This is a genomic window from Micromonospora sp. NPDC047753, from assembly GCF_040642735.1.
Lineage (GTDB): Bacteria > Actinomycetota > Actinomycetes > Mycobacteriales > Micromonosporaceae > Micromonospora.
Genome location: NZ_JBEYSL010000098.1, coordinates 1 through 15,951 on the forward strand (window position 1 = coordinate 1; position 15,951 = coordinate 15,951).

The 15,951-nt window shown below is 72.2% G+C and carries 16 protein-coding genes; 4 read left to right on the plus strand and 12 right to left on the minus strand.

Annotated features, from left to right (window positions below):
* A partial coding sequence (locus tag ABZ749_RS11410) for a nitrite/sulfite reductase (protein WP_357226160.1) occupies positions 1-829 on the minus strand: 829 nt, incomplete at its 3' end.
* 320 nt (positions 830-1,149) lie between these two features.
* On the opposite strand from ABZ749_RS11410, the gene ABZ749_RS11415 reads away from it, so the two are divergent.
* Positions 1,150-2,658 carry a glycosyltransferase family 39 protein gene (locus tag ABZ749_RS11415; RefSeq protein ID WP_357226162.1) on the plus strand — a complete coding sequence of 503 codons (1,509 nt, stop codon included), beginning with the start codon at positions 1,150-1,152 and terminating at the stop codon, positions 2,656-2,658.
* Between the two features lie 150 nt (positions 2,659-2,808).
* On the opposite strand, the gene ABZ749_RS11420 is transcribed toward ABZ749_RS11415, so the two are convergent.
* Entirely contained in the window at positions 2,809-4,407 is a 1,599-nt protein-coding gene (locus ABZ749_RS11420; protein WP_357226165.1) for a histidine kinase N-terminal domain-containing protein, read from the minus strand.
* Between the two features lie 25 nt (positions 4,408-4,432).
* Positions 4,433-5,464, minus strand: coding sequence for an SIS domain-containing protein (locus tag ABZ749_RS11425; RefSeq protein ID WP_357202824.1), 1,032 nt, complete (start codon positions 5,462-5,464; stop codon positions 4,433-4,435).
* A 189-nt stretch (positions 5,465-5,653) separates the two neighbouring features.
* Here ABZ749_RS11425 and ABZ749_RS11430 point away from each other — a divergent pair, with 189 nt between their 5' ends.
* Positions 5,654-7,480, plus strand: a complete 1,827-nt coding sequence (locus ABZ749_RS11430) for a tetratricopeptide repeat protein (protein ID WP_357226168.1) — start codon at positions 5,654-5,656, stop codon at positions 7,478-7,480.
* Positions 7,481-7,577: 97 nt separating this feature from the next.
* On the opposite strand, the gene ABZ749_RS11435 is transcribed toward ABZ749_RS11430, so the two are convergent.
* Positions 7,578-9,164 (minus strand): MDR family MFS transporter, encoded by a 1,587-nt coding sequence (locus tag ABZ749_RS11435; protein ID WP_357226173.1) that lies wholly within the window; start codon positions 9,162-9,164, stop codon positions 7,578-7,580.
* A 111-nt stretch (positions 9,165-9,275) separates the two neighbouring features.
* On the opposite strand from ABZ749_RS11435, the gene ABZ749_RS11440 reads away from it, so the two are divergent.
* Entirely contained in the window at positions 9,276-9,854 is a 579-nt protein-coding gene (locus ABZ749_RS11440) for a helix-turn-helix domain-containing protein (RefSeq protein ID WP_355008158.1), read from the plus strand.
* A gap of 78 nt (positions 9,855-9,932) precedes the next feature.
* Here the strand turns inward: ABZ749_RS11440 and ABZ749_RS11445 are convergent, their stop codons facing one another.
* From ABZ749_RS11445 to ABZ749_RS11480, 8 genes are all read right to left on the minus strand, one after another.
* Entirely contained in the window at positions 9,933-10,442 is a 510-nt protein-coding gene (locus ABZ749_RS11445; RefSeq protein WP_357202775.1) for a GNAT family N-acetyltransferase, read from the minus strand.
* Positions 10,439-10,660 (minus strand): biotin/lipoyl-binding carrier protein, encoded by a 222-nt coding sequence (locus ABZ749_RS11450; protein WP_181518367.1) that lies wholly within the window; start codon positions 10,658-10,660, stop codon positions 10,439-10,441. The genes ABZ749_RS11445 and ABZ749_RS11450 overlap by 4 nt, the downstream gene beginning before the upstream one ends.
* Positions 10,661-10,865: 205 nt before the next feature.
* Positions 10,866-11,030 carry a hypothetical protein gene (locus tag ABZ749_RS11455; protein WP_357226178.1) on the minus strand — a complete coding sequence of 55 codons (165 nt, stop codon included), beginning with the start codon at positions 11,028-11,030 and terminating at the stop codon, positions 10,866-10,868.
* Between the two features lie 59 nt (positions 11,031-11,089).
* On the minus strand, positions 11,090-11,377 hold the full coding sequence (gene rsrA / locus ABZ749_RS11460) for a mycothiol system anti-sigma-R factor (RefSeq protein WP_030490399.1): 288 nt from the start codon (positions 11,375-11,377) through the stop codon (positions 11,090-11,092).
* A 1-nt stretch (position 11,378) separates the two neighbouring features.
* Positions 11,379-12,203, minus strand: coding sequence for a sigma-70 family RNA polymerase sigma factor (locus ABZ749_RS11465; protein WP_112583674.1), 825 nt, complete (start codon positions 12,201-12,203; stop codon positions 11,379-11,381).
* A gap of 235 nt (positions 12,204-12,438) precedes the next feature.
* The gene (locus ABZ749_RS11470; RefSeq protein WP_357226181.1) at positions 12,439-13,056 is read right to left on the minus strand and encodes an alpha/beta family hydrolase; all 618 of its coding nucleotides are present in this window, start codon (positions 13,054-13,056) and stop codon (positions 12,439-12,441) included.
* Positions 13,057-13,107: 51 nt separating this feature from the next.
* Entirely contained in the window at positions 13,108-13,500 is a 393-nt protein-coding gene (locus ABZ749_RS11475) for a WhiB family transcriptional regulator (protein WP_091406097.1), read from the minus strand.
* A gap of 195 nt (positions 13,501-13,695) precedes the next feature.
* Positions 13,696-14,406, minus strand: a complete 711-nt coding sequence (locus ABZ749_RS11480; protein ID WP_357226185.1) for an SOS response-associated peptidase — start codon at positions 14,404-14,406, stop codon at positions 13,696-13,698.
* Positions 14,407-14,509: 103 nt separating this feature from the next.
* Between ABZ749_RS11480 and aroA the strand changes: the two genes are divergently transcribed.
* Positions 14,510-15,808: a 3-phosphoshikimate 1-carboxyvinyltransferase gene (aroA, locus tag ABZ749_RS11485; protein WP_357226188.1), complete on the plus strand. Its 1,299-nt coding sequence runs from the start codon at positions 14,510-14,512 to the stop codon at positions 15,806-15,808.
* The last annotated feature ends 143 nt before the right edge of the window (positions 15,809-15,951 follow it).

A 15,951-nucleotide genomic window follows, 5' to 3' on the forward strand; every position in this document is an offset into this window, starting at 1 on the left:
CCCTGCTCGTACATCGACCAGAGGATGCGCCGGTGCACGGGCTTGAGCCCCCGCCGACCCAGACGTCGAAACCGGGCCCGTGCTCCGGGTGGTCGACGCCGAGGAAGGCGATGTCGTTCGACTCGTACGGGGTGTCCACCAACCAGGAGATCGACGTCTTGAACTTGCGGGGCAGGTTGGAGAACTGCTTGTCGCCGACGTACCGGGAGACGATCTCGTCGATCGCGGGGGTCGGGTCGAGCAGCTCGTCGCGGGCCACCCCGGCGACCGGGCTGCCCAGCACGATGCGCGGGCAGTCGCCGCACGCCTCGGTGGTCTGCAGACCGACCGACTCCAGCCGACGCCAGATCTCCGGCATGTCCTCGACCCGGATCCAGTGGTACTGGATGTTCTGCCGGTCGGTGATGTCGGCGGTGTCCCGCGCGAACTCGCGGGAGATGTCCGCGATCACCCGCAGCTGGGCGAGGCTGAGCTGCCCGCCGTCGATGCGGACCCGGAGCATGAAGAACTCGTCCTCCAGCTCGTGCGGCTCCAGCACGGCGGTACGCCCACCGTCGATGCCCGCCTTGCGCTGGGTGTAGAGGCCCCACCAGCGGAACCGGCCCCGCAGGTCCTGCGGGTCGATCGAGGCGAAGCCCCGGTGCGCGTAGATGGTCTCGATGCGGGCCCGGACGTTGAGCGGGTCGTCGTCCTTCTTGATCCGCTCGTTGGGGTTGAGCGGCTCGCGGTGGCCGAGCGCCCACTGACCCTCACCCCGTGGCCGGCGCGGCGCTCGGGCCGGACGAGCCGTCGGGTCCTCGGAACGGGCCGGGATGCTGCTGACCGCCATCGCGGCGTCCTCCGTTGTCTGCTGTGCCTCGGGATACGCGGGGCGCGGCGGCCGGCCCGGCGAAGCGGGCGGGACAACGGTGTCTTCAGACAGCCGGCGCGGAGCGCGCCCGAGACGGATTGGTCGGGCGTCGTCAGTAGGCCGGACAGATCGCGCTGCGCACGCGGCCGTAATCGACGTGGCGACGTGCCACGAAGCGGCGGACGACTGCGGCGGTCATGGGCCCATGCTGCCACACCCCATGGGGGCCGGCCAATGTCCGCGTGCTGGATCCCACATCACGGGCCGAGTTCTAGGGACAACCGTGGCAGGCTCGAACCGTGGGGCAATTGTCCGAGAGGTCGGCCGGGGCGGTGTGGGAGCACCTGCGCCGCCTGCCGGTCTGGCTCCCCCCGGCGCTGGTGACAGTGGCGGTGACGGTGACCGGGCTGGGCTCCGCCCAGCTCTGGCGCGACGAGTTGGCGACCTGGAGCGCGGCCACCCGGTCGCCCGGCGACCTGGCCCGACTGGCCGGCACCATCGACGCCGCCACCGGGCCGTACTACCTGCTGATGCACCTCTGGACGGCGGTCTTCGGCGACTCCACCATCGCCCTGCGCGTACCGGCGGTGTTGGCGATGACGGTGGCCGCCGGGCTGCTCGCCGTGCTCGGCGCGCGGCTCGTCGACCGGCGCGGCGGCCTCTTCGCCGGGCTGCTGTTCGCGGTGCTCCCCGGCACCTCCCGCTACGGGCAGGAGGCTCGGCCGTACGCGCTGGCCACGATGCTCGCCGTGCTCGCCACACTGCTGCTGGTGAGCGCGCTGCGCCGACCGAGCTGGGCCCGTTGGGCCGGTTACGCGGCCGCCGTCGCCGCTCTCGGGCTCATCCACCTGATCGCGCTCACAGTGCTGGCCGCCCATGCGCTGGTCGTCCTCGTCGCCTGGTGGCGCGGCCCGGTCCCGGCCGGCATCGCCACCCCGGCCCAACCCGACGCCACGCGGGACCGGCGGGTGTGGCGGTGGCTGGTCGCCGTGCTGCCGGCCGCGCTACTGGCCGGCCCGCTGCTGGTGAAGGCCCGGACCCAGCAGTCCCGGCAGTTGAACTGGGTCCACCTGGCCCGGCTGGACGACCTGACCGCGCTGCCCGGCGGCGTGGCACAGAGCAGCGTGGTGGGTGGCCTGCTGCTCGGGGTCGCCGCGCTGGGCGCCGCCCGGCTCGGGCGGCGCGCCCTGCTGCCGGTCAGCGCGGTGCTGCTGCCCGTACTGCTGCTCTTCGCCGCCGGCACTGTCGTACCGCTGTGGGTGCCTCGGTATCTGGTCTTCGTGGTGCCCTTCGCGTGCCTGCTGGCGGGCGCGGCGCTGGCCGCCGTGGCCGCTCCGGCGGCGCTCGTCGTGGTGGTGCTGGCCGGGCTGCTCGGCCTGCCCGATCAGGCCGCGCTGCGACGGACCCACGAGTGGCCGCGCAGCGCGCCGGTGGACTACGCGGGGGCGGCCCGGGTGATCGCCGACGGTCAACGCCCCGGTGACGCGGTGGTCTACTCCCCCCGGCACAGCTGGCTCTTCCTCGATCTCGGCATCGAATACCACCTCAGCGACCCACCACGCGACGTGCTGGCCACCGAGGACGAGGTCCGCCGCGGCGATCTGTGGGCCGGCGAGTGCCCCCAGCCGGCACCGTGCCTGGCCGGTACGACACGGGTGTGGCTCGTCGTCTCCGGCCGGCACGCCGAGCCGCTGGCCGCCGTGCCCGACGCCAAGGGCGACGCGCTCCGCAGGGACTTCACCGTCGCCCAGGTCTGGCAGCGCCCCGGCCTCACCGTCGCCCTGCTGACCAGCCGCCCCGACCGCTGACCCGACCCCCAGGTGCCGGCGGGGGTCTGCGGCGGGAGCGGACATCAGGATGGGCGTGATGCCTCTCAGTCATCACGATGACCCACCGTCATCAGGCGCGTCGAGGTGGGCGGGCCCGGTCGCCCGCCCCACCGGAGGCGGCAGAGCGGGTCAGGTCTGCGAGCGGCCGTCGTGGGTGGTGGTGCGGGCCAGCGGGATTACCAGCATGGCCTCGGTGCCACCGTTGGCGCCGGCGCGCAGTTCGATGGTGCCGCGCAGCTCCCCGGTGATCAGGGCTCGGACGATCTGGAGGCCGAGCCGGCTCCCGCGTTCGGCGTCGAAGTCCGGGGGTAGGCCGCGCCCGTTGTCGGTCACCGAGACGTGCAGCATCTTGCGGAACCGGTGCGCGGAGACCACCACCTCGGGCCGCAGCGACGGGTCCACCTCGGGAGCGGCGACCGGCACCATGCCGGAGGCGGAGGCCACCGGGGCCTCCTCCTCCGCCTCGTCGGCCGGCGGGAAGCCGTGCTCGACGGCGTTGAGCAGCAACTCGTTGAGGACCATCACCAGCGAGGTGGCGATCTCCGCCGGCAGCACCCCGAAGCTGCCCCGCCGACGCATGCCGACGCTCACCTCGGTCGCCGCGACCTCGGTCGCCGCGCTGGCCACCCGGTCGACGATGCCGTCGAACTCCACCGCCTCGTCGCTGGACATGGAGAGCGTCTCGTGCACCAGGGCGATCGACGCGACCCGGCGTACCGACTCCTCCAGCGCGACCCGCGCCTCCGGCATGGCCACCCGGCGGGCCTGCAACCGCAGCAGCGCGGCCACGGTCTGGAGGTTGTTCTTCACCCGGTGGTGAATCTCCCGGATGGTGGCGTCCTTGGTGATGAGTGCCCGGTCCCGACGGCGGACCTCGGTGATGTCCCGGACCAGCACCAACGCTCCGATCGGCACCCCGGCCGGCATCAGCGGCAGCGCGCGGGTGAGCATCGTGGCACCTCGTGCGTCGATCTCCCGGCGGGGTGGCGCCTCACCACGCAGCGCGGCCAGGATGCCGTTCGACGCCTCGGTGCCGTCCAGCGGGTCACCGGCCAACCGGCGGTGCAACGCGGCGAGGTCCTCCCCCACCAGGTGCGAGGCGTAGCCCAGTCGGCGGTACGCGGACTGCGCGTTGGGGCTGGCGTAGGTGACCTTGCCGCCGGCGTCGAGCCGGACCAGGCCGTCGCCGACCCGGGGCGCCGAGGTGGTCTCGCCTGGATGCCGCGGCGGCGGGAAGGTGCCGTCCGCGATCATCTGCGCCAGGTCGTCGGCGGTGGTGAGGTAGTTGAGCTCCAACTGGCTGGGCGTACGCGCGGTGGAGAGGTTGGTGTCCCGCCCCACCACGGCGATCACCTCGCCGGCCTCCCCCTCGGCGGTGCGCAGCCGGACCGGGATCGCCTCGTGCCGGGCCGGCACGTCGCCGTACCAGACCGGGTCGCCCTCACGCCAGATCCGACCCTGGGAGTACGCCACCCCGAGGTGGGCCACCTCCGGCCCGCCGACGATCCGACCCACCTGGTCGTCCTGGTAGGCGGTAGGTGCGGTGGTCGGGCGCACCTGGGCGACGCAGAGGAACGTGCCCTCGGCGTCGACCGGCACCCAGAGCAGCAGGTCGGCGAAGGACAGATCGGAGAGCAGTTGCCAGTCGCCCGCGATCCGGTGCAGGTGGTCGATGTCGGCCGGACGGAGATGGGTGTGCTCCTCGGCGAGGTCGCGCAGCGTGGACACGGTGACCAGGGTGCCACGCCACGCCTCACATCGTCGCGGTGACCTTCTTCAACCCGCGCGGCGCGTCCGGGTCCTCGCCCCGGGTGAGCGCCAGGGCCAGCGCCAACCGCTGCATCGGCAGGATGTCCAGCAGCGGGGCGTACCGCTCGTCGACCTCGGGGACGGCCAGCCGGGTGGCGCCCGGCACGTCGGCGGAGCCGACCACCACGACGTCGGCGCGGCGTTCGCCGAGGCGGGGCAGCACCTCACCCATCGACCGGCCGCCGGGGCCGGAGCCGACCACGGCGAGCACCGGGACCTCCGGGTCGGTCATGGCGAGCGGGCCGTGCAGCAGGTCGGCGCCGGAGAAGGCGAGCGCCGGCAGGTACGAGGTCTCCATCAGCTTCAGCGCGGCCTCCCGGGCGGTGGGGTAGGCGTACCCCCGGCCGGTGGTGACCAGCTGACGGGCGAACCGGTAGCGCGGGGCGAGCTGGGCCGGGGTGCCGTCGGCAAGGGTGCGGGCGGCCAGCTCGGGCAGTGCGTCGAGCGCCTCCCGTTCGGCGTTCGGGAGCACGCCGTCGCCGGCCCGGATCCCCTCTACCAGCATGAGCAGGGCGAGCAGCTCCGCGGTGTACGTCTTGGTGGCGGCGACCGCCCGCTCGTGCCCGGCGGCGATGTCGACGCTCAGCTCCGCCACGTCGACCAGCGGTGAGTCGGGGGCGTTCGTCACCGCGAGGGTCAGCGCACCGGAGGCTCTGGCGGCGCGCAGCACCTCGGCCAGGTCGGGCGAACCGCCGCTCTGGCTGACCCCGACGACCAGCGCGTCGGAGAGGTCGGGGCGGGCCCCGAAGAGGGTGACGACGCTGGGCGAGGCCAGCCCGGCGGGCAGACCGAGCCGGATCTCGGTCAGGTAGGCCCCGTAGAGCGCCGCGTGGTCGGAGGTGCCCCGCGCGGTGAAGACCACGTGCCGTGGCCGACGTTCGGCGATGACCGCTGCCACCCGGGCGATCTCGGCGGCGTTGGCGGCGGAGAGCAGGCGCGCGTAGCCAGCCGGCTGCTCGTCGATGTCGGCGGCCATTCCAGCCCCTGCACGTGTCACGGAAACCCCTCCCCCTGCGCGGTTGCCGCGCGATTCTTGCTCAGTCTTGCACTTTTAAGCGTATCTCAGCAATCGAACGAGCAGGACTGCGCAGCTGATCACCAGTTGATCTCAATATCAACTAGGCTTTACCCGTTGCGCCCGGTCTAACTGCCACGAGAGGACGACGTGCCCGAGGGAACGGACGATCCCGCGCTCTCCGCGACGGAGGAGCTGGCGCTGGCCCGGCTGGCACTCGACGAGGGCGACCTGCACCACGCCGCCGGCCACCTCGCCGGCGCGTTGGCACGGGCCCCCACCCTGCCGGAGGTGCACGAGACCCTCGCCCGGCTCGCCGTGTCGAGCGGCGGCGGCCTCGACCTCTTCCCGATCAACCACCACACCTTCGTCGGTGCTGTGGTCGCCCGCGCCCACCTCCTCGCCACCGCCGGGCGTCCCGCCGAAGGGCTGGAACTGCTGGCCGCGGCGACGTCGTACGCGCCCGGCACCGAGTGGGCCGGCGTGCCCTGGGTCACCGCACCCGAGCTGATCGAACGACTGGAACCAGAGCACATCGCCCGCGTCCTCATGCAGGTCTGCGCCGCACTGCCCGACCCGGTGCCACGGATCGGCCGGGCTCCGCTGACCCCGTACCTCACGCTCGCCCGCAACGCGGCGACAGTGCACACCGAACACGGCCTGCTGCTGGGCGCGGCGTCCGCGCTGGCCCGGCGCCTCGGCGAGGTCGAGCTGGCGGTCCGCTGGGCCACCCGGGGAGTACGCGCACAGCCCTCGAAGATGGGCGAGGTGTGGCTCGGGTACGCGTACCGCAGCTCGGGCCGGACCCGCGACGGCCTCGCGGCCCTCGGTCGGGCCGTCGAGCTGGACCCCGACGACCTGGCGATCTACGCGGACATCGCCGGCACCCTGGCCGAGATCGGCCGGCTGGACGAGGCGTTGGAGTGGACCGAGCGGGCACTGGCGCGCGATCCGTCGTTCGACTGCGCGGTGCACACCGCTCACCGCCTGCGGCACCTGCGCGACGGTGACCTCGCCCACCTGGTCGCGCTCGCCGACTTCGTACGCGACCACCCGGACGACAGCCACGAGCACGGCGACCTGGCCCAGTGCTGCCGAGGTCGGCCCTGGCTCGGCCAACTCACGCCGGCCGGCGGGCCCCTGGTCGACGCGATGCGCCAGGCGGTGGCCGATGACGACAACGGTCTCGGCGGTGCCGTACGCCTGTCCGCCGCCGCCCCGCCGAGCGCGGTCGGGACGGCGATCTCCACAGCCCCCGGGCTGCGGATCGAGGTCGTCGGCGCGCCCGAGCCCGACCCGCGCGAGCCCCGGCGGGAGTCCGCTCAGCGGCTGTGGCACTACGCGGACACGGTGCCCACACCCGCGCTGGCGGCGCCCTCGGCGACGGCTGTCGAACGGATCGGGCAGATCGCCCACCCGGCGTGGGCACATCCGCCGGCGGCGTACGACGCCGCGGTGGGTCTGGCCGGCCTCGACGTGGACGACCTGCTCGGTCTGTTGGTGCACCCGCCGGCGGCACCGGCGAACGCGGTGGGTCGGCTGCTGGCGGCCCACGACCCGTCGGTCTGGGTGCGTGGAGTCCAGGTGTGGGCCTGTCTGGGGCTGCTGCACCACCGCACCGACGAGCCGTGGGAGGGCTCGACCCGACGCCGGGTGCTGCTCGATCTGATCTGGGGCGTCGAGGACTGGGTCACCGAGGCGGCCCTGTTCGCCCTGGTCACCGCCGCCTGGGTGGACCCTTCGGTGCGACCGGACGTGGCCCGGGTGGTGGCGGAGCGGCTGGCCGACGCGGCTGACGTGGCGCGCAGCCGACCGGTCCCGATCGCCGCCTCGCTGGCTCACCTGGCACTCGCCGCCCCGCAGTTGGATCCGGCGACGGCGGCACTGGCCACCGAGCTGCTGAGAGCCAACTCCCCCCGGCTCCCCCGCCCTCGCAACCCCCTGCGCCGCCTCTGGCAACGCCTGCTCCGCCGCTGATTCCCCGCAACCCCGCGATCTTGCACTTACTGTCGCCGTTTTGTCGGAAACAGTGCTTGTGCGCGCGCACAAAGTGCAAGATCGCGGGGTTTGGGCGTCAGGCGACCGGGGCCTTGCCGAGGGCGACCTCGGCGTCCTCCTCCGGAGTGGCCTGCGGCGGCGCCTCGTTCGCGGTGCGCAGCGGGATCTCCTTGATGAACCAGGCGAGCACCGGGATCGCGACGGTGAACAGCACCGCCCAGAGGAAGACGTGCGAGATCGAGTCGGCGAGACCGCCGAGCACCGCCTCGCGCGCCTGGGCGGGCAGTTCCCTCAGCTTCGCCAGGTCCATCCCGCCTCCCCCGCCTCCGCCATCGAAGGCCGCGCCGGCGGCGGAGTCGGCGAGCCGGTTGGCGAAGATCGCGCCGAACAGCGAGATGCCGAACGAGCCGCCGATCGACCGGAAGAACGTCGCCGCGCCACTGGCCGCGCCGAGGTCTTTCTGCTCCACGCTGTTCTGCGCGATCAGCATCGACGTCTGCATCAGGAAGCCCATACCGGCGCCGAGCACGACCATGTACAGCGAGGACACCAGCTTGCTGGTGTTGACGTCGAGCATCGACAGCAGCCCCATGCCCGTGGTCATCACCACGCCACCGATGATCGGGTACGCCCGGTACCGTCCGGTCTTCGTGATTGCCCGGCCGACGACAAGCGAGACGACAAGCATGCCGAACATCAGCGGCAGCAGCAGCAGGCCACTGTTCGTCGCCGACGCCCCCTGCACCGTCTGCTGGTAGAGCGGCAGGAAGTTCATCGCGCCGAACATCGCGAAGCCGAGCAGGAAACCGATCAGCGAGATCAGCGCGAAGTTGCGGTTGGCGAAGAGCTTCAGCGACAGGATCGGCTCCGTCACCCGGCGCTCGACCAGGCCGAACGCCACCAACGCGACGACGGCCAGCACGGCCAGGCCGAGGATCTGCGGCGACGTCCAGTCGTACTCGTTGCCACCCCAGGTGGTGATCAGCACGATCCCGGTGATGCCGACCGAGAGCAGCCCGGCGCCGAGCCAGTCGATCCGGTGCTCGGTGCGGTACTTCGGCAGGTGCATGGTGCTGATCAGCACGAGCAGCGCGACACCGCCCAGCGGCAGGTTCACGTAGAACGCCCAGCGCCAGGAGAGGTGGTCGGTGATGAATCCGCCGGCCAGTGGGCCGGCGACCATGGCGATGGCCATGATGCCGGCGATCATGCCCTGGTAGCGCCCGCGCTCGCGGGGCGGGACCAGGTCACCGATGATCGCCATCACGCCGACCATGAGGCCGCCGGCGCCGAGGCCCTGCACGGCCCGGAAGGCGATGAGCTGGACCATGCCGTCCTCTGGACCGCCGAACATTCCGGAGCCGGCCATGCCGCAGAGGGCGGAACCGACCAGGAAGACGACGACCGAGGTCAGGAAGACCGACTTGCGGCCGTAGAGGTCACCGAGCTTGCCCCAGATCGGGGTGGAGACGGTGGTGCCCAGGACGTACGCGGTAACCACCCAGGTGAAGTGGTTGAGCCCGCCGAACTCGCCGACGATCCGCGGTAACGCGGTGCTGACGATCATGTTGTCGAGCATCGCGAGCATCATCGCGATCATCAGCCCGAACAGCACGACCCGGATGTTGTTGGGTCGCGTGCCGGCCTGGGTTGCCTGAGTCATGGGTAAGCTCCCCCCGAAGATTGCCGTACTTACTTGCCGCCCGGCTAGTCACCTTACTAGCCGCACGGTAAGTTGGGTACGAAGAACGGTCAAGCCATTTGGGGGGCGTGGGTGAGCGAGAGCACAGGCGGCGGAACGCGGGAACGGATCAAGGCCGTCGCGCTCGAACTCTTCACCGAGCAGGGGTACGAGAAGACCTCGCTCCGGGAGATCGCCGAGCGCCTCAACGTCACCAAGGCCGCGCTCTACTACCACTTCAAGAGCAAGGACGACATCGTCGCCAGCTTCGTCGAGGACCGGCTGGAACGGATGGACGCGCTGACCGCCTGGGCCGCCACCCAGCCCGCGACCCTCGCCACCCGGCGCGAACTGATCTCCCGCTACGCCGACACGATGTTCGACGGCACTCAGCCGTCGGTGATGCGCTTCTTCGAGCAGAACCAGACCGCGCTCAAGAGCCTCTCCTCCGGCCAGAAGATGCGCGGCCGGATGATGGAGCTGGCCGAAGCGCTCTGCCGGGGCGACGACTCCCCCGCCGCCCAGCTACGCGCCGCGCTGTCACTGTTCGCGGTGCACACCAGCTGGTTCGCGGTCCGCGCGCCGCACATCAGCGACGACGAACGCCGCAAGCTCGCCCTGGAGGTGGCCGACGAACTGCTGGCCGCCATCGGCACGCAGCCCGACGCCTGACCATCTCGTGATCGATGTGGCCGGTCCGGCCTGTCGGTGGTCCGCCGGCCGGCCGACCTGAGCCCGCCGGTCGCCGGCTCAGCCGCGCGTCAGCTCCAGCCGGAGGCCGAGCAGGTCCACACCCGGCAAAGGTGACCAGTCCTTCTCCGGCGAACGGACGAAACCGCGCCGCGAGTAGAGCCGGTGCGCCGAATCGGCCATCCCCGCCCGGACGCAGATCGCCACCGCCGTGCAACCCAACTCGGTCGCCCGGTCGACACACGCCTCGACCAGTGCGGCACCCACACCCCGCCCCTGAGCGCCCGGGTCGACGGCGAGCATCCGGAACTCGGCCTCGCCCGGCCCAGCCAGCTCGGCGAACGGGCTGCCCGGCAGCACGAACGTGACCGAGCCGAGCACCGCCCCGGTCACCTCGTCGACAGCGACCAGCACCTCGCCGCTGGCCGCCCGGGTCGACACGTCGGCCAGCACCTCGCCGTATCCGTGTTCGCCCTTGAGCTGGCCGTCCGCCTCGTACGCGGCAACTGTCAGCCGGGCCACCGCGGGGAAGTCGACCGACTCGGCCGAACGGACCCGCAGCCCGGTCAAGCGATCACGGCGATCAGGTCACCGTCCTGCACGACGTCGCCCTCGTTGACGACGAGCTGCTGGAGCACACCATCGGACTCGGCGACGACCGGGATCTCCATCTTCATCGACTCGAGGATCACCAGGGTGTCGCCCTCGGTCACCGTGTCACCCGCCGTGGCGACGACCTTCCAGACGTTGGCCACCATCTCGGCGCGGATCTCCTCGGCCATGTCCAGGCCCTCCCTCTTCGCGACGTGCCTGCCGATGTATCCAATCATGCGTCGACCGGCGGTGGGCGGGCAGCGGCGCAGCCGGGATGACAGGCCCGCCCTGGGGAAGGCGGCGGGTGTCGACCGCACTACCATCAGCGGGTCGGACCCGACGCCGGACCGCCGGTGGCCGCATCCGCGCCGAGGTCGTGCGCAGGACGGATCCGACCCATCACGAGGAGGTCAGTATGGCGAAGAAGTCCAGGAAGAAGAAGGCTCGTAAGAAGAGCGCCGCGAACCACGGCAAGCGTCCCAACTCCTGAACGGGTCGGCGGGCCGACTGCCCGTCGTCGCTCAGCCGGCCGAGGCCGGGTACACCGGTGGCCCGGGTCGACATCGACCCGGGCCACCGGTCTTGCCAGCTGGTGCCGACGCTCGGTCGGCCTTCTCAGACGATCAGTCGGCCAGCTCACGGGAGTCGCTGGTCTCGAAGACCACCAGCTCGGTGAGCTTGACCCGCAGCCGCTCACGCAGCTGATCCGGAGCGGTCTCGTTGCCACAGCAACGCGCCACCAGCGCCCGCACCTCCTGCTCCAGCCCGTACTCGCGCAGGCAGGGCCCGCACTCGTCCAGGTGGTGCCGGATCAGCGAGCGACGCTCGTCGGCGCACTCCAGATCCAGGTAGAGATACACCTCCGCGAGCACTTCGCGGCAGTCCGTCTCGTGCGGCTCCCCACAGCTCACGTCACACCTCCCGGCCGGCAGCGGCGGTCGAGCCCTTCGCCGAGCGGGCCGCACTGAAGCCCCGCTCGCCCGCGTAACGCTCGAGCAGCTTGCGCAGATTACGACGGCCCCGGTGCAGACGCGACATCACGGTGCCGATCGGCGTGCCCATGATGTCCGCGACCTCCTTGTAGGAGAAGCCTTCGACATCGGTGAGATAGACGGCCAGGCGGAACTCCTCCGGCAACTGCTGGAGGGCCTCCTTGACGTCACTGTCCGGCAGCCGGTCCAGTGCCTCGGTCTCGGCCGAGCGCAGCCCGCTGGAGGTGTGCGACTCGGCCTCGGCGAGCTGCCAGTCGGTGATCTCCTCGGTGGGCGCCTGGATCGGCTGGCGCTGCCGCTTGCGGTAGGAGTTGATGTAGGTGTTGGTCAGGATCCGGTAGAGCCAGGCCTTGAGGTTCGTGCCCTGCTCGAACTGGTGGAAGGCGGCGTACGCCTTCAGGTACGTCTCCTGGACCAGGTCCTCGGCATCCGCCGGGTTGCGTGTCATCCGCAGCCCAGCAGCGTAGAGCTGATCGACGAATGGCATCGCGTCCCGCTCGAATCGGGCCCTGCGCTCGTCCGTCTTCTCGGTGGTCAACCGCACATCCCCTCGCGTCGGATGCTTTCCCGCCGAGGATACGCGCACGGACCTGCCCGCAGATTCACTTCCGGCCGGTGTGCCCGTGCTCACCGCACCCACCCCGCCCGGTCCCGCTGTCGCGGGCCATTCCGGGCCGTCCAGCAGCCGCTTCAGCTGCCGGGCGTCCCGCTCGTCCCGTTCCAGGCTTCGTGTCTCGGTTGGCACCGGTCACCCCCCTCGCAGAAAAGTCGTCCGGGGGTAGTAACGCGAGATGACCACTGGGGCATTCCGGCCGCCCCTCCCCGTTCCTGGTCCCGGCCCCGACGGCGGCCGGCGCTGGGACCAGGAAGGGCCTGGGAGGACTGGTGTCACCGGCCCTGCTCGGGCCGGCGGCACCAACGGATGCAACGACCCGTGCCCGCGCCGGAAACGGTCGACCCGGCGAGCCGGGCACGACGGGTCAGCTGTCCGCCCAGCCCTGGGCGGACAGCCAGTCGCGCACGACGGCGGCGGTGCCGGCCGGATCGCGGCGCAGGTCGTGCGTCTCACCGGGACGACTCACCACCTGCACGGCCGGTCCCGGCTCCGGCGTCCCGAACGGATCCCGGTCGCCGTTGACGACCAACGTCGGCAGGCCGGTGCCCAGCTCGTCGGCGCGCGAGCGTTCCGGCCGGCCGGGCGGGTGCAGTGGAAAGGCCAGTGCGACCACGCCCACCGCGCCCACCGCACGGGCCGTCCGACAGGCCACCCGTGCGCCGCTGGAACGCCCACCGACCACCACCGTCGGCACGTCGGCGTGCCGGGCGCGCAGCTCGGCGAGCACCGCAGTCCAGGCCTCGTCGAGGTGACCTGCCGGTGCCGGCGCACGTCGACCGGCGACCCGGTACGGCTGCGTCACCCGGACCACGGCCAGGCCGGCCGCCACCGACGCGTCCCGGACCGCGAGCAGGTCGGGTGCGTCGACGCTGCCGCCCGCGCCGTGCCCGAGGACGAGCAGGGCGGTGGCCGGGCGGACCGGCAGGTCGGTGTCGATCCACGCCGGGCCGCGCGGGGTGTCGATCTCGTTGCTGGCTGGCACCGGCCTATTCTGCGCCGCCGGACGGGTGTCGGGTGCGAACCGGGCCGCCGATCAGCTCAGCGGGACCAGGGCGAGCAGGCGATCGCGCACCGGCGGGCCGGCGTCGTCGATGGCGTCCGGATCGGGTTCGACCTCGCCGCGCCAGGCGACCAGCATCGCCCGTCGTTCCCGCGGCGTGGTGCCGCCCCACACGCCGTGGCAGTCACCGACGTCGAGGGCCCACGCCAGGCAGGACCCCTGCACATCACAACTGCGACACAGCGCGACGGCGGCGTCCGCCGGCTCGTTCGGTGCCGGAAAGAATGTCTCCGGATCGACGCTCTGGCAGGTTCCTCTGGTGCGCCACGCGTCGTCCTGTCGCCGTTCTCGCACGGCCCGCAGCAGTCGCGGATCTCGCCGCGCCGCTGCCACCTCGTGCGGGCGCGGCATACGTGCCCGTGTCATCCGCCCACCTCCCCCGTGGGACCGGCAAAAGCTGTGGACGTCGTCCGCCCCGTGCGGACCGACAGCCACTACCGGCGCTGTGTTCTATCGCACTTCGCAACCTCGGGACAAGGGTCTGCCGGGAACATGACTGAACAGCCAGGAGACGAATCGCGCGAACCCTGGCAAATCGGCGGCCGACTATGCGCCGCAGCGTCAGAACAGGGTCAGCTCCTGCAGTGACACCGTCGGCGCCACCGCCACCCGCGCGGTCAACTGTGGCCCGTCGTTACGAACGTCCCCTACCGCCGCACCCACCGGCCGGATCTCCAACCCCGCCAACTGCTCCGCCGACGCCGCAGTGAGCAGCCGCCCCGGCTCGTCGGTCGGCGCGAGCCACGACGACCACCGCTCAGGTGGCAGCAGCACCGGCATCCGGTCGTGCACCTCGGCCAGGTCGCCGAGCGCCGTGGTGGTCAGCACGCTGAAGGTGAGCCGGGTCTCGGCGTCGGACTCCCAGACCGACCAGATGCCGGCCAGCGCGAGCACCGAGCCGTCCCGGGGGGTCATGAAGTACGCCTGTCGCCCGCCGTCGGGCAGCCGGACCCACTCGTACCAGCCGTCGGCCGGGACCAGGCAACGGCGACGGGAGAAGGAGCCGGCGTACGCCCGGCTGGTGGCCACCGTCTCCGCCCGCGCGTTGATCATCCGGGCGGCTCCCGACGCGGACCGGGACCAGTGCGGCAGCAGACCCCAGCGGCCGACGCAGAGGCTGCGGTGCCCCTCCGGGCTGACCCGGACCAGCGGCACCGGGTCGGTCGGCGCGACGTTGTGGTCCGCCCGGACCAGGCCGTCGGAGTCGTCGGAGGACTCGAACAGCGCGCTCAGCTCGCCGGAGCTCCGGGTCGTCGCGTACCTGCCGCACATGGGGCACACGCTAACGCGTCGGAGGCCCTGTCGGCTGTCCCGCCAACCGGGAGTACGAACGCCGGGTACCGCCGCCCGCCCGCCGACACGGCAGAATGTAACGGTGGGCAACCTGACCGCGACCCGGCCGCCGCAGCCGTGGACCGCACCGACCGCATCCGACCCGGTGGCGGCGACGCTGCGCCTGCCCGGTTCCAAATCGATGACCGCCCGGGCCCTGGTGCTCAGCGCGCTGGCCGCCGGCCCGTCGACGCTGGCCCGGCCACTGCGCGCCCGTGACACCGAGTTGATGGCCGCCGGCCTGCGGGCGATGGGCGCGCACGTCTCGATCAGCGACGACGAGCGCTGGCTGGTCCGACCCCACCCGCTGGCCGGCCCCGCCCACGTCGACGTCGGGCTGGCTGGCACCGTGATGCGGTTCGTTCCACCGGTGGCGGGCCTTGCCGACGGGCAGGTCACCTTCGACGGTGACCCGTACGTGCGCACCCGCCCACTCGGCCCGCTGGTCGACGCGCTGCGCTCGCTGGGCGTCCGGATCGACGTCACCGGCACCGGCAGCCTGCCGCTGACAGTGCTCGGCACCGGCCGGGTCACCGGCGGCGAGGTCGTGATCGACGCGTCCGCATCCAGCCAACTCGTCTCCGGGCTGTTGCTGGCCGCCCCGCGCTTCGACCGGGGCGTCGTGGTCCGCCACGTCGGGCGGCCGGTGCCCTCCGCGCCGCATCTTCGGATGACGGTGCAGATGCTGCGGGCCGCCGGCGCGGCGGTCGACGACAGCACCCCCGACGTCTGGGCCGTCGAGCCCGGCCCACTCACCGGGCGTGGCTGGGACATCGAACCGGACCTCTCCGGCGCCGTGCCGTTCTTCGCCGCCGCACTGGTCACCGGCGGTGAGGTCACCTTGCAGGGCTGGCCGCACAGCAGCGCGCAGCCGGTCGAGAAACTCCGCTCGCTGCTGCAGCGGATGGGCGGCGAGGTCACGCTCTCCACCAACGGGCTGACCGTCCGTGGCACCGGCGTGGTGCACGGTCTGACCGCCGACCTCTCCGACGTCGGCGAGCTGACCCTCGTGCTGACCGCGCTGGCCATGCTGGCCGACTCGCCGTCGGTCTTCACCGGCGTCGGGCACATCCGCGGCCACGAGACCGACCGGCTCGCCGCGCTCGCGCGCGAGTTCGGCGGGCTCGGCGCGGACATCACCGAAACACCTGACGGGTTGGAGATCCGGCCCCGACCGCTGCGCGGCGGCGTCTTCCGCACCTACCACGACCACCGGATGGCGCACGCCGCCGCGGTGGCCGGGCTCGCCGTTCCGGGCATCGATGTGGACGACGTGGGGTGTACCTCCAAGACCATGCCCGAGTTCCCGGCACTATGGTCAGCGATGGTGACCGGAAAGTGAGCGTCCGGAAACCCCGTGGCGAGCGAGGCGGAGTCCAGGCGGCGCTCCGGCAAGGCGGAGTGTGGTCCGGATACCGGTGTTGTATCCGGCCGGCCCGACCAGCAGCACCAGACCCGCGTAGCCGAGGAAGCGGGCGACCTTCA